Source organism: Paraburkholderia sediminicola, from assembly GCF_046026675.1.
Taxonomy (GTDB): Bacteria; Pseudomonadota; Gammaproteobacteria; order Burkholderiales; family Burkholderiaceae; genus Paraburkholderia; species Paraburkholderia sediminicola_F.
The window spans coordinates 3,976,823-3,991,056 of the sequence record NZ_JAQQEY010000002.1 but is presented as its reverse complement, the minus strand read 5'-3'; the positions used below and the strand labels follow the sequence as shown (position 1 = coordinate 3,991,056).

Below are 14,234 nucleotides of genomic sequence, written 5' to 3'. Positions count from 1 at the left end.
TACGTTGTGTTGCGATGCGAGCCGGTTAAGCGGCTCGCGTCGGCACCTTCTTCAGCGCCGTTTGCTCGATCACGCGTGCGAGCGTTTCGAATGCCGGACCGATCTTCTCGTTCGGCACGCAGGCGTAGCCCAGCAAGAGTCCGCGTCGCGCAGGCGTCTCGCTGCTGTAATAAGCGGCGAGCGGCCGCACAATCACACCGGCATCGTAAGCCGCTGCCGTGACCGCGCGATCGTTCGCATGATCGGGCAGGCCGAGCACGAGGTGCAGGCCGGCCTCGTCACCCATCACGGGTAGCTCGTTGCCGAAACGCGCGGTGATCGCGTCGATCAGAATCTGCCGGCGCTCGCCGTAAAGCGCACGCATACGGCGAACATGCGATGTGAGATGGCCGTCCATGATGAAGTCGGTCATCACCGCCTGCTGCATCAACTGTCCCTCGCGATACAGCTCTGCTACACCCGTGCGGAATGTATCCACCAGATGTTCCGGCGCGATCATGTAGCCGATTCGCAAACCCGGAAACAGCATCTTCCCCAAACTCCCGACGTAGATCACCTGGCCGGCGTCATCGAGTCCTTGCAACGACGCGAGCGGACGGCTGCCGTAGCGGAACTCGCTGTCGTAGTCGTCCTCGATGATCCAGACGTTGTGCTGGCGTGCGTATTCGAGCAACGTGCGGCGGCGCGCGAGGCTCATCACCATGCCGAGCGGATATTGATGCGAAGGCGTGACGAGCGCCAACCGAGGTGGCTGCTGCAGGTCCTGCTCGCGCGGATTGAGGCCCTCGTCATCCACCGGTACCGGCACTAGCGTAATCCCTGACGATTGCAGCACGCTGCGCGCGCCCCAATAGCATGGCTCCTCTACCCACGCGCGATCGCCGACGTCGGTCAACAAGCGCACGGCCAGATCGATCGACTGATGTATGCCCGTCGTGATGATGATCTGATCGGGCGTGCAATTCACCGAGCGCGCGACGCGCAGGTAATCGGACAGCGCGCGCCTTAATGGCCGGTAGCCGCCGCCAGGCGCATAGGTCAGCAGATCGGGATTGGCTTCCTTCCACAATCTTGCTTGTAAGCGGCTCCATGTACGCGCAGGAAACTCGGCGACGTCGGGCACGCCCGGCATGAACGCGCCCCACTGTTTGGCGGACACGCCTGCCTGATCGATAAGCCTGCGTCCGCGCGTGGAGAGATCGCCTAGATCGCGTTTTGGCGGGTTCAAGGCCTCGGCGGCCTGATCCGCGCCGTCCAGATTGACACTCGCCACTGTCGGCTTCTTGCGTGCATTCACGGCAGCCGTGTCCGGCCGCGTGTCCGCGACATAGGTACCGCTGCCCGTTGTCGAGATCACATAGCCTTCGGCGGTCAACTGATCGTAGACGTGCAGCACCGTGTTGCGCGCGATGCCGAGGTCCTCGGCGAGCGTGCGCGAACTGGGCAGCTTGGTGCCAGGCGGCAGCTGGCCGGTCAGGATGGCCTGCTGCATCAGCCGCAACGTCTGTCTGTAGACCGGTTCGGCGGCGGCGCGGTCGAGTCGCGCAGCAAGCCAATCCGACAAGATCACGGTGTCCAAGTGGTTCTATCCGGAATAATGAAATGGTTCCATATTGTAGAACCGTAAGGGACTATAGTGAGCCACGCAATTAATGCAATCCCCGGTGTTTTGCAGGGGAGCCAGCCGGACCGCAGAGGAGACTAGTGCGATGAAAACCGATGACGTGATCGTCAGCTTTCGAGGTGTGCGCAAGACATACGACGGCGAAACGCTGGTCGTTAAACAACTCGATCTGGATATCTATCAGGGCGAATTCCTGACGCTCCTTGGGCCGTCCGGATCAGGGAAAACCACATGTCTGATGATGCTGGCGGGCTTCGAATTCCCCACCGGCGGCGAGATCTGGCTCGACGGCACACTGCTCAATACCGTGCCGCCGCACAAGCGCAACATCGGCATGGTGTTTCAGAACTACGCGCTGTTTCCGCATCTGACGGTCGAGCAGAACGTCGCGTATCCGCTCACGGTGCGCAAACTCTCGGCGGAAGAGCGTGCGCATCGCACGAATAACGCGCTAAAGATGGTACGAATGGAAAGCTTCGCCAAGCGGTACCCGGCGCAGCTTTCTGGCGGTCAGCAGCAACGCATTGCCTTGGCGCGGGCGCTCGTGTTCGAGCCGAAGCTCGTGCTCATGGACGAGCCGCTCGGCGCACTCGACAAGCAGTTGCGCGAACACATGCAGTACGAACTTAAATCATTGCACGAGAAGCTCGGCGTCACCTTCGTGTACGTCACGCACGATCAGGGCGAAGCGCTGACCATGTCCGACCGCGTCGCCGTGTTCGACAAGGGCATCGTGCAGCAACTCGATACCGTAGACCGTCTTTACGAATCGCCGTGCAATGAGTTCGTTGCGAACTTCATCGGCGACAGCAACAAGCTGCGCGGCACGATCGCCAATGTCGACGGCGAGTACTGCGAGTTTCATCTGATTGACGGCACACGGCTCACAGGACGCAATATTGGCGGTGCGCGGGCGGGCACGCCGGCGGTTGCGTGCATCCGGCCTGAGCGCATGAAACTCGCCAACGGCGTGTCACGGCCTGGCGCCAATGCACTAAGCGGCGAAGCGCGCGGGCTGATCTATTTCGGTGACCACGTGCGGATGCGCTGTGGTCTGCCGGAGCAGGACGAGTGCTTTGTGAAGGTGCCGCTCGGCACCGATGCACTTGAAACCTTCGCACCTGGCGCGCCCGTCGCGCTCGAGTTTGCGCCTGAGCATCTGCGAGTGTTTGCAGGCGCGTGAGCGCGCGCACTGCGTGGGTCGCAGGTCGTTCCGCGCAGACAAAAGAAGCAGTTCACCAAAGCAGCACATAACAAGTCGCACTGTACGTAGCTTGAAGCACACCACCAAAGGAGAGCAACACACCATGAGCAAGATCGGGAAATCGCGCTGCGCCATCGCTGTCGGTGCTGTGGCGCTCGCGCTGGGCGCCGCGCAAGTCAATGCAGCTGAGCTGACGGTCGTCAATTTCGGCGGTGCGAATGGCGACGCGCAAAAGGTCGCATTCAACCAGCCGTTCGAAACGCAAACCAGCAATAAAGTGACCGCCGTTGAATACAACGGTGAGCAGGCCAAAGTGAAGGCGATGGTCGAAGCGAAGCACGTAAATTGGGACGTGGTGGAAGTTGAATCGGGTGACATCGGCCGTGGTTGCGACGAAGGGCTGTATGAGAAGCTCGACTGGTCGAAGATCGGCAAGAAGTCGGATCTGATTCCGGAAGCACCGCAAACCTGCGGCGTGGGCTTCTTCGTGTGGTCGACGGCACTCGCGTATAACGCCGACAAGCTGAAAACCGCGCCGGCCGGCTGGGCCGATTTCTGGGACGTGAAGAAATTCCCGGGCAAGCGCGCGATGCGCAAGGGCGCGCGTTACAACCTCGAATTCGCGCTGATGGCCGACGGCGTGCCGCCGAAGGACGTCTACAAGGTGCTCGCTACCAAGGAAGGCCAGGACCGCGCGTTCAAGAAGCTCGACGAACTGAAGCCGAATATCCAGTGGTGGGAAGCGGGCGCGCAGCCGCCGCAATTCCTGGTCGCGGGTGACGTGGTGATGTCCACTGCGTACAACGGCCGTATCGATGCCGCGCAGAAGGAAGGCAAGAACCTCAAGGTGGTGTGGAACGGCAGCATTTACGACCTCGACTATTGGGCGATTCCGAAGGGCACGCCGAACAAGGCGCTGGCTGAGAAGTACATCGCTTATTCGATCTCGTCGAAGCCGCAACAGGACTACGCGCACAACATCGCGTACGGTCCGGTGAACGTGGCCGCGATCAAGTCGCTCGATGCGAAGACGCTCGCGAATCTGCCGAACTCGCCGGCGAACGGCAAGAACGCGGTGTTGCAGAATCTCGCGTTCTGGACCGACCATGGTGATGAGCTGGAGCAACGTTTTTCGTCGTGGGCTTCGAAGTAATTGGCTAGTTGTGAGAAGGCGCGACTTTTTTGTTACCGAAGTCGCGTTGTATCGATGCAATGAAACGCGCGCGCATATGTGAACGATGTGCGCGCCCGGCCGGATGCATGGGACTGGAGTAAGCGCTAAAGCGCTAACTCCAGTCGACAGCTTTGCATGGGACCGGAGTAAGCGCTAAAGCGCTAACTCCAGTCGACACAGGAGACGGGTGTGACTACGATGACGATCGCCGGCGATTCGACGCCTGAGTCGAGTGCTCGACTCAAACGCGAACTGAAGGCCGCAGAAGCGAAGAAGCGCGCGGTGGCGCTGCTCCTGATTGCCCCGCTCGCCATTTTTCTGCTGCTGATTTTCGTTGTGCCGATCGGTGCTCTGCTGACGCGTGCCGCGCAGAATCCGGAAGTGGTTAACGCCTTGCCGCATACGCTGAATGCGTTGCACGGTTGGGACCGCAAGACGCCGCCTCCGGATGCAGCGTATACCGCATTGGCCGTGGACCTCACTGCTGTCGCCGATAGCGACGGCATGGGTGCGCTGGCGCGCCGCCTGAACGTCGAAATTCCCGGCTACCGCTCTCTGGTAGCGAAATCGGCGCACGCAATGCCGTTCGTCGACGACAACAGCAAGCCGTTAAATCTCACGCCCGCCCAGGTTCGCGCGAAGTTCGTCGAACTCGACGAACGCTGGAATGACATCGCCTACTGGCAGGCGATCGCGAAGAATTCCGGCGCGTATTCGCCGTTCTATCTGCTGGCTTCTTTAGATCATAAGCAGGACGCGTTCGGTCACATCAAGGAGACCGATCCCGACCAACAGATTTATCTCCACGTGTTCAGCCGCACCTTCGTGATCGGCGCGGCCGTGACCTTCTTCGCGCTGCTGCTCGGCTACCCGCTCGCGTACTGGATCTCGACGTTGTCCGATCGTCGCGCGAACCTGGTGATGATTCTGGTGCTGATTCCGTTCTGGACCTCGATCCTCGTGCGCGTCGCCGCGTGGATCGTGATTCTGCAAAGCGAGGGGTTGGTGAACAAGGCGTTGATCGCCAGTGGCTTGCTGCACGATCCATTGTCGCTGCTGTTCAACCGCACCGGCGTGTATATCTCGATGACGCACATTCTGCTGCCGTTCATGATTCTGCCGTTGTACAGCGTGATGAAGTCGATTCCGCCGACCTATCAACGCGCGGCCATTTCGCTCGGCAGTCATCCATTCGCCGCGTTCTGGCGCGTGTATGTGCCGCAGACGTATCCGGGCATCGGTGCGGGCGCATTGTTGGTGTTCATTCTGGCAATCGGCTACTACATCACGCCGGCACTGCTCGGTGGACCGAACGATCAGATGGTCAGCTACTACGTCGCGTACTTCACCAACGTGACGATCAATTGGGGCATGGCGTGTGCGCTTGGCGGCTTGCTGCTCGCAGCGACGCTGGTGCTGTATGTCATCTACGGGCGCTTTACGCGTTCGTCACTGAGCCTCGGCTGAACGCCTGAACGGAGCTGATTCGCGATGAAACTAGCCAAGCCCCTGTTTGCGCCGCATACGTCCTTAACTGAGCGCGTGTGGTATTTCGCGCTGCGCGCACTTGCCGTGCTCACGCTGCTCTATCTGATCCTGCCGGTGCTGGCGATTGTGCCGCTGTCGTTTTCGTCGAGCACGTTTCTGGTGTATCCGATTCCGGGGTGGTCACTGCGCTGGTATCAGAACCTGATCGCGTCCGACGAGTGGCGCATGGCCGCGAAGAACAGCTTTATCGTGGCGCCCTCTGCGACCGTCGTCGCAACCGTACTCGGCACACTTGCTGCGATCGGTCTGACCAAGGCGAACTTCCGCGGCAAGGCGCTGCTGATGGCGATTCTGATTTCGCCGATGATCGTGCCGGTGGTGGTGGTCGGCGTCGGCATGTATCTGTTCTTTGCGCCGCTTGGGTTGGCCAATACGTATATCGGCCTGATTCTCGCGCATGCGTCGCTCGGCGTGCCATTTGTCGTGACGACGGTGGCGGCGACGCTGCAAGGCTTCAATTACAACCTGGTACGCGCCAGTTTGTCGCTGGGCGCGAATCCGGTGAAGACGTTCTTCCGTATCACGTTGCCGGTGATTGCGCCGGGCGTGATTTCGGGTGCGCTGTTCGCGTTCGCAACGTCGTTCGATGAAGTGGTGGTGACGTTGTTTCTTGCCGGCGCGGATCAAACGACACTGCCGCGGCAGATGTTCACCGGCATTCGCGAGAACATCAGCCCGACGATTGCCGCGCTTGCGACGATTCTGATTGTGTTTTCCACCTGTTTGTTGCTCGCGCTCGAGTGGCTGCGGGGAAGGAATGCGGCACGGGCGGTGAAGATCTGAGTGTTAACAACCCGCGAGACGATTGGGCACCCAGCAGGCTTGCCCATCGTTGCCGCAAAATGCCCTGCCGATGTGTCGACGCAGATCACTTGAACGAGATTCTCGATTAGTCGCAGCGGCGTCCCCGCTTGAGTTGAGTCATGCCGGCGCAGCGCAAGAAACGCGAAGTTTCGTTCGAAGTCTTTGACGAAACTGTCCCGAAAGCGTCAACTCTCTGACGTCTTTCTAAGAATCTTCCCATTCCCCGTCCGTCTGCGTCTCTTCATACTCGGAGCCTTCTTAAAGAAGATGCGCTCGACGCAGAAAACCAATGAAATTTCGGCTAACGATTCTCGCGTGCGCGCTGGCCCTATCAGGTTGCGCGGACCATACCGCGCGTGAACGGCTTGGCATCGAAGATGTCACCGTGCTGAAAACGGGCGTCGGCGCCTCGCAAGGCGAGGCCGCCGGCGCGGCCAACGGGCAATGGGTCGACACCTACGCGCCGATCGTCAGCAGCCGTACTGCACTGGCATCGTTGCAACAGCGGCTCGATCAGGTGTCGGGCGACAAGAACAGTTATTTTCACGCGAAGGCGCAATGCTGGTTAGATGCCGGCGAACAGGCCCGGCAGGGTAGCGATCACTGGGGTTTCGTCGAGGAAGCCATTGGCCAGGCGGCGATGATCACGATGAGCCTTGAAAATGGCACGCCGTTATCCGCTGCTAACCCGGCCTTGCGCACCGTGTCTACGGTGCGCCCGGATCTGTGGACGATCGTCAATACCATCAAGGCTGATCCTGCTATCGCTCAATGTCCAGAGGCGCAACGGCCGCTCGCATGTGCCGAGGTCGAACTGATGCAATCCGGGCATGACGCCTGGACGCGTAGTTTCTCCAGCGCTGAAAAGCGCCTGCCTGAGGTGCAGCAGAACTTGCGGAAGTCGGCGGAAACGGCCTTGCAATGCAAGGAGGCGAAGCAGACTGCGGCGCCCGTACCCGCAGCGCAGGCTCCGCAAAAAATTACGTTGCGCGCCGATTCCCTGTTCCGTTTCAACGGCGGTGACGAGGCTGCAATCTTGCCAGCTGGTCGGCAAAATCTCGATGATGTCGCAACTGGCCTGAAGCAGGGTTCCGCTATACGCGAGCTCAGGATCACGGGCTTCGCCGACCGCCTCGGCAGCGATGCCTATAACCAGAGTCTGTCGTTGCGGCGCGCACAGACGGTCCAGCAATATCTGCGCAGCCACGGCGTGACATTGCCGATAACCGCGCAAGGCGAGGGCAGCACTAAACAGGTTGTCGTTTGCACTCAAACGAATCGCGACGAACTAGTGCGATGTCTTGGACCGAATCGGCGTGTCGAGATTGAATTCATGCACGGCGCCTCGTAGCGAGCCCACGTGTCATGGATGACTGTCGGCGTCAGCGAATGCCGACGTCAAAGCCTGTCGATATTTCGACTAGCCCGCGTTATATCCCGGCTCAGCGACGAGCCAATTAATAATAATTCCCTGCAGTTTCCCGCCGCGAGGTGGGAACGCATTTGCGCGCACATCGGATTGGATACGCAATGGTATCCAGCGTCAGCAAGGCAAGGGATGTGTTCATTAGGAATGCAATATATGTCTACGATTCTGGTTATTGACGACCACCCCGCATTTCGACTGGTCATCAAGATGCAGCTCATGCAACTGCTTGGCGTTGAAGAGGTGATCGAGGCCGACAATGGGCAAACCGCTGTCGAATTGGCCCGGCAGCACACGCCGAAGCTGGCGATACTCGATCTCGATATTCCGCGCATCAGCGGGCTCGATGTCATTCCGCGTCTCAAACTCGCCTATCCGTCGATTCGCGTTCTGGTGCTGTCGGGGCAGGACCCGGCTACGTTCGCGCCGCGGGTGATGCGCTCCGGGGTGCACGGTTTCGTTGCAAAGTCGCAGGAGATGAAGGAAATCCTGCGTGGCGTCGAGGCTGTCCTGGCGGGCTATACGGTGTTTCCGGTCACGGCCAACGGCGCCGGCATGTCCCCTTCCGCGAATGTGACGGGTGAAGAAGGCCGGCTGGCGCTGTTATCGGATAAGGAACTCGTGATTCTGCAGATGCTCTCGAAAGGTATGTCAAACAAGGCGATCGGCGACGCGCTGTTTATAAGCGACAAGACGGTGAGCACATACAAGAGTCGCATCCAGGAAAAACTTGGTTTGTCATCGTTGGCCGCGCTAATCGAGTTTGCGTCGCTGCACAGGCTGATCGACTGAGTTTTGCGGGCTATGAATAAAATGGGCCTGCCTGGTTCTTCAGCGGGTGCGCGTCGTCGTACATCGCGCCTCTCTCACACTTTCCCTCGAAATGCGACGGGACTCACTTCGATCCGTTTCGCGACGATGTTGGGTTGTCTCTTTGCATTTGCACTGCTGAGCCTGCTCTCGGTGCGCGCCAACGCGGCGCCGTTAGCCGACGGCACGCCGCGCATGCTGCAAGTCGACGATTCGCGTGCGCACGCAGCGCTGGCCGCGCGCGACGCAGTCGGGCAACTCGGACAACCGACTCGTGAACTCGATTCGCGCGAAGGGACCGCTGGCAGTGGGTCTTTTAAGCTTGGTTCGCCTGATAGCCGCGATGCCACGAGCCAACTGGCGACGGTCGCGCGTCATGCCGCAATCGAGCAGCAAACGTGGCTATTGGCACTCGCCGCACCGGCGGTCGTTGCACTGGCCGGCGCGTGCCTGTCTCGTGCAGCGCTGAGACGTGCTGCGGAAAAACTGCACCATGCAGAAGACAAATGGACACGCCGGTGCGATGCAGCCGAAGCGCGGGAGCAGGCTGCGCGCGCCGCAGCGTCCGTCCAGGCGAGCGCCGCCGCAAAGCAGGAGCGGCTCTGGCTCCTCGGCGCGATGCGCCTCTATGCAGAAGCTCCGCTGACTGCAGTGGCAGGTCTACTTGAGTCTCTCGAAGCGGCAGCAATGCCATCCGCTCAACGCGCACAGATGCCTGTGATCCAGTCGGCAGTGCGTACATGGGGCCAAACGCTTCACGACCTATTGGATGCTTCGCCACTGGAGTCGCGTGCCTTTGTTTTCGACGAAAGCGCGACGAACATGCGTGACCTCGTTGATGGCGTTATCGCGCTGTTGTCCCCGTCCGCGGCTCAGCGCGGCTTGCGCTTGAACTCAAGCATCGATCAAACGGTGGCCGCGTGGATTCTCGCGGATAGTGCCCGGCTTGGTCAGATATTCTTCCACCTGGTTAGCCGCACGATCCAACTCAGCACGCAAGGCCAGATTTTGCTCGTCGTACATGCTGAGTCGTTGAACGCTGGTTCACAGGGGATTTCCATCAGCGTGACGGACACCGGTAAACACACCCAACACGCCGCCCAGTTGCAACTGTTCGGGCCGAGCGCGGCCGAATCGTTGGCAGGCGAGCAGTTTGGCGACATGGATGCTTGCTTGGCGCTCTGCCAGATACTCGCGCAGCGCATGCAGGGCGAACTCTTTATCGCAAGCGGGTCGGATTCTGGCGCTCGCGCACGCTTCGGTGCGCCGTTTGCCGTGCATCAATGGGAGCCGTTCGCGGAATCACCACGCAACGAGCGAGCGCCCCTGATGGGCACTGCCGCGCAACCGCCGGAAGCGTCCGCAGATGCCCTATCTGAACCTTTCGAACTTCGCTATCTCGATGCGTTATCTGAAGAGGGCATCAATCTCCACACGTTTCTGAGCGCCTGGCGCCATTCGATGGACGACGATCTGGAGCGCCTGAGCAGGCTGAATCGCCAAGGCGACATCGCCGGGCAGCGCACGTTGCTGCATAGATTGAGCGGAGCCGTAGGCTTGGTCGGCGCACGCAGTTTGATGGAAGCGCTGCGGCGCGCCAGTGTCGCGCCGCTGGAACACGATGTGGCTTTCATCCACGCACTCATGGCGCGCGCCAGGACCCTGGTCACGCAACTTGACGCAGCGATCGACACACACCGGAGTACCTTACGATGAACCGACCGCTGGCCTTGATCGAAGGCAATCTGGCGATTCCGAAGCCGCGGCCCTTCGATGGCTTGCCGCCCCCGTTCGGTGCGCGGCGACGTGCGGCACAGACCGCAGCGCAACAAGCAATCCAGGATGCCGTGCAGCGTAAGCCCCAGCAGGCTCATCCGAGTCCGTTCCCGCCGGGCGTAAAGCATGTTCTGTTCTACAAGGCGCCACCGCGACGCACGGATTCCCATCGTTTTGATGCGGAGATGGCGGAGGCCAAGCGCTATCTGGAGATGGGCAAGCTTCCTGCGCGTTCGTCGCGTTCGGACTATTTGCTGGCGGCAGGTATTTTTGCCGGTTGCACGATTGCGCTGACCTGGCTGCTCGTCACTTGTGCAATGAAGGACGTGGAGAATACGAACGCGGTAGCAGTTACGCCGGCCGTCGCTGCCTGGCAGCCTGAGATTGCCGCCGAGAAGACACCGGTTCCGCTGGTTGCGGTGGTCGCGAGTGCGGCGCCCGTGGCTCCAGTCAATGCCGACTTGCTGGAACAGCACCGCGACGAGCAGGCTGTACCGGCGCTTCCTCCAGTGTCAACGCAGGCTGCCTTGGCGCCGTCGGCCACGCTTGCGCAAGCCGCGCAGAATGGCGATGGGTCCGCTGCCGTGTCCACGCTCACTGAACGCACGTGGAGCCAGGTCGCGCCGTCGGTACCGTCGTCTAGTGTCGCGTCTAAGCGAGCGGATCAGACCGTAGCCCGCACCAGTGTTACCGCGACGCAGGCGAAGAAAACGGTCAAGCCGGTCGAGGCAACGCGCCTGTCCAAAACGCATGTAGACGAACGTGTGGCGCTAAATCGCACCACTCATCCGGTTAGCAAGCCTGCGGCGTCAAAGCAGCCCGAATGGACCACAAGCGCCGGCGCACCACGTAACGATGCTTCGACAGAGGACGCGTCGTGGATGAACTGGGCTGCCCAGCAACATCGTCCGGCCCCGACCATGCGTGCAAGCGTACCGTCCGATACCAGCTGGAATGCCCGGATGACCCAACGCAGGATCACCGACAACCCCGATGCCTTCAAGTAACAACAGGAGCGCGCGGGGCCATAAAAAAAGCCCGGCCAAAGCCGGGCTTCTAAAGTCAGCTGCGTCCTCCACAGGACGCAGCCCCTGCAAAACAGCGCTTACGCAGATACAGCACGCGTAAGCAAATACCTCAAGCAGCCAGCAACGAACGCAGCACGAATGGCAGAATCCCGCCGTGCTTGTAGTAGTCGACTTCGATCGGCGTGTCGATACGCAGCAGAACCTGCACACGCTTCTCCTTGCCGTCCTTGCCGCGAATCACCAGCGTCACTTCCTGCTGCGGCTTGAAGTCTGAACCCAAGCCTTCCACGTCGTACGTTTCTTCGCCGGTGATGCCGAGCGATTGCACGCTATCCGAGCCCTTGAACTGCAGCGGCAGCACGCCCATGCCGACCAGGTTCGAACGGTGGATCCGCTCGAAGCTGCGAGCAACCACAGCCTTCACGCCCAGCAATTGCGTACCCTTGGCAGCCCAGTCACGCGACGAGCCCGTGCCGTACTCTTCGCCCGCGAACACAACAGTCGGCGTGCCGGCGTCGATATACTTCATCGCTGCGTCATAGATCGACTCCTGTTCGCCGCTCGGCTGGTGAATCGTCAGGCCGCCTTCCACACGCGTGCCGTCTGCCTTTGCCGGGATCATCAGGTTCTTGATCCGGACGTTCGCGAACGTGCCGCGCATCATCACGTCGTGGTTGCCGCGGCGCGAGCCGTAGCTGTTGAAGTCGGCCTTCTGCACGCCGTTTGCCTTCAGCCACTTGCCTGCCGGCGAGTCTTCCTTGATCGAGCCTGCCGGGCTGATGTGGTCGGTCGTGACCGAGTCACCGAAAATGCCCAGTGCGCGCGCGCCCTTGACCGGCGCGATGCTGTCGGCCGGCGTCATCGAGAAGTCCTTGCCGAAGAACGGCGGCTCAGCGATGTAGGTCGACTTCGGCCAGTCGTAGACTTGACCTTCCTCGCCTTCGATCTTGCTCCACAGGTCGCCCTTCTTGGTCAGCGACGCGTAGTTCTTGCGGAACGCGTCTGCGTCCAGCGCGAACTTGAGCAGCGCGTCGACTTCTTCGCTGGTCGGCCAGATGTCGCCCAGGTAGATGTCCTTGCCGCCCTTGCCCTTGCCGACCGGTTCGGTCATCAGGTCGCGCGTGATGTTGCCGGCGATCGCGTAAGCGACAACCAGCGGCGGCGAGGCCAAGAAGTTCGCACGGATGTTCGGGTGAATACGCGCTTCGAAGTTACGGTTGCCCGACAGAACCGCTGCCGCGACGATGTCGTTCTTCGTGATCGCTTCGTTCAGTTCCGGTGTCAGGTCGCCCGCGTTACCGATACAGGTCGTGCAACCGTAAGCGGCCAGCGTGAAACCGAGCTTGTCGAGGTACTTCATCAAGTCGGTCTTCGTCAGGTATTCCGTGACGATACGCGATCCTGGAGCCAGCGAAGTCTTAATGTGCGGAGCGACCGTCAGGCCGGCTTCCACTGCCTTCTTGGCCAGCAAACCAGCCGCCAGCAGCACGCTCGGGTTCGACGTGTTCGTGCACGACGTGATGGCGGCGATCAGGATGTCGCCGTTCTTCACGTCGACGCCGTTGCTCGTCGTGTATTGCGCGTCGAGGTCTTCCGACTTCTTCGCAAAGCCGTTTTCTGCCACCGGCTTCGAGAACAGGTCGCTGAAGGTCGACTTCACATGACCGATTTCGATACGGTCTTGCGGGCGCTTCGGACCTGCCAGCGACGGCGTCACCGTGCCGAGATCCAGCGTGACGACCTTGGTGTAGTCGATCTGGCCAGCCTTCGGAATACCGAACAGACCTTGCGCCTTGAAGTAGTTTTCGAAGGCGGAGATTTCTGCGTCGGTGCGGCCCGTGCCCTTGAAGTAGTCGATGGTTTTTTCGTCGACCGGGAAGAAGCCCATGGTTGCGCCGTATTCCGGCGCCATGTTGCCGATCGTCGCGCGATCCGGCAGCGACAGCGACTTCGTGCCTTCGCCGAAGAACTCGACGAACTTGCCGACAACCTTTTCCTTGCGCAGCAGTTCGGTGACGGTCAGGACCAGGTCGGTCGCCGTCAGGCCTTCGCGCAGTTTGCCCTTCAGTTCAACGCCCACCACGTCTGGCGTCAGGAAGTACACCGGCTGGCCGAGCATACCGGCTTCAGCTTCGATACCGCCCACACCCCAGCCCACCACGCCGATACCGTTGATCATGGTGGTGTGGCTGTCGGTGCCGACCAGCGAATCCGGGTAGTACACGGTGTCCGCGCCTTCGGCCTTCTTGTGCACACCGCGTGCGAGGTATTCCAGGTTCACCTGGTGAACGATACCGACGCCCGGCGGCACGACCTTGAACGTGTCGAATGCCTGCATGCCCCACTTCATGAACTGGTAGCGCTCGTTGTTGCGCTGGAATTCCAGTTTCATGTTCAGATCGAGCGCGTTCTTTTCGCGGAAGTGATCGATCTGCACCGAGTGATCGACCACCAGATCGACCGGGACCAGCGGTTCGATCGACTTCGGATCCTTGCCCATGTGTTTCGCGACACCGCGCATCGCAGCGATATCGGCGAGCAGCGGCACGCCGGTAAAGTCTTGCAGCACGACGCGCGACACGACGAACGGGATTTCGTCGACGCGCGCAGCGGTCGGCTTCCAGTTCGCGAGTTGCGTGATGTGTTCTTCGGCGATCTTCTTGCCGTCGTAGTTACGCAGCACCGATTCCAGCACGATACGGATCGAAACCGGCAGGCGGTCGATCTTGATGTTCAGTGCCTTGCCGAGTTGCGGCAGGGAGTAGAACTTGCCTTTGCCGGAACCGCTGTCGAATTCCTTGAGCGTTTTGTGGAGGTTGTGGGCCATGGTGTTTTCCTTG

The 14,234-nt window shown here is 60.5% G+C and carries 10 protein-coding genes; 8 read left to right on the top strand and 2 right to left on the bottom strand.

Annotation, left to right across the window (positions count from 1 at the left end; translation table 11 throughout):
- Positions 1-25 precede the first annotated feature (25 nt).
- Entirely contained in the window at positions 26-1,579 is a 1,554-nt protein-coding gene (pdxR, locus tag PQQ86_RS37565) for a MocR-like pyridoxine biosynthesis transcription factor PdxR (protein WP_408278981.1), read from the bottom strand.
- Between the two features lie 130 nt (positions 1,580-1,709).
- On the opposite strand from pdxR, the gene PQQ86_RS37560 reads away from it, so the two are divergent.
- The 8 genes from PQQ86_RS37560 to PQQ86_RS37525 all read left to right on the top strand — a co-directional run bounded on the left by PQQ86_RS37560 (position 1,710) and on the right by PQQ86_RS37525 (position 11,373).
- The gene (locus PQQ86_RS37560) at positions 1,710-2,807 is read left to right on the top strand and encodes an ABC transporter ATP-binding protein (RefSeq protein WP_175049712.1); all 1,098 of its coding nucleotides are present in this window, start codon (positions 1,710-1,712) and stop codon (positions 2,805-2,807) included.
- A 124-nt stretch (positions 2,808-2,931) separates the two neighbouring features.
- Positions 2,932-3,981, top strand: a complete 1,050-nt coding sequence (locus PQQ86_RS37555) for an ABC transporter substrate-binding protein (RefSeq protein ID WP_408278978.1) — start codon at positions 2,932-2,934, stop codon at positions 3,979-3,981.
- Positions 3,982-4,200: 219 nt separating this feature from the next.
- Positions 4,201-5,469: an ABC transporter permease gene (locus PQQ86_RS37550; protein ID WP_408279449.1), complete on the top strand. Its 1,269-nt coding sequence runs from the start codon at positions 4,201-4,203 to the stop codon at positions 5,467-5,469.
- A 24-nt stretch (positions 5,470-5,493) separates the two neighbouring features.
- The gene (locus tag PQQ86_RS37545) at positions 5,494-6,333 is read left to right on the top strand and encodes an ABC transporter permease (RefSeq protein ID WP_408278975.1); all 840 of its coding nucleotides are present in this window, start codon (positions 5,494-5,496) and stop codon (positions 6,331-6,333) included.
- Between the two features lie 310 nt (positions 6,334-6,643).
- Entirely contained in the window at positions 6,644-7,705 is a 1,062-nt protein-coding gene (locus tag PQQ86_RS37540; RefSeq protein WP_408278972.1) for an OmpA family protein, read from the top strand.
- A 231-nt stretch (positions 7,706-7,936) separates the two neighbouring features.
- Positions 7,937-8,572 carry a response regulator gene (locus tag PQQ86_RS37535; RefSeq protein WP_408278969.1) on the top strand — a complete coding sequence of 212 codons (636 nt, stop codon included), beginning with the start codon at positions 7,937-7,939 and terminating at the stop codon, positions 8,570-8,572.
- Positions 8,573-8,698: 126 nt separating this feature from the next.
- Complete coding sequence (locus PQQ86_RS37530; protein WP_408278967.1) at positions 8,699-10,306, top strand: sensor histidine kinase; 1,608 nt, start codon at positions 8,699-8,701, stop codon at positions 10,304-10,306.
- Positions 10,303-11,373: a hypothetical protein gene (locus PQQ86_RS37525; protein WP_408278964.1), complete on the top strand. Its 1,071-nt coding sequence runs from the start codon at positions 10,303-10,305 to the stop codon at positions 11,371-11,373. The genes PQQ86_RS37530 and PQQ86_RS37525 overlap by 4 nt, the downstream gene beginning before the upstream one ends.
- 130 nt (positions 11,374-11,503) lie before the next feature.
- Here the strand turns inward: PQQ86_RS37525 and acnA are convergent, their stop codons facing one another.
- Positions 11,504-14,221 carry an aconitate hydratase AcnA gene (gene acnA, locus PQQ86_RS37520; RefSeq protein ID WP_408278961.1) on the bottom strand — a complete coding sequence of 906 codons (2,718 nt, stop codon included), beginning with the start codon at positions 14,219-14,221 and terminating at the stop codon, positions 11,504-11,506.
- Between the last annotated feature and the right edge of the window lie 13 nt (positions 14,222-14,234).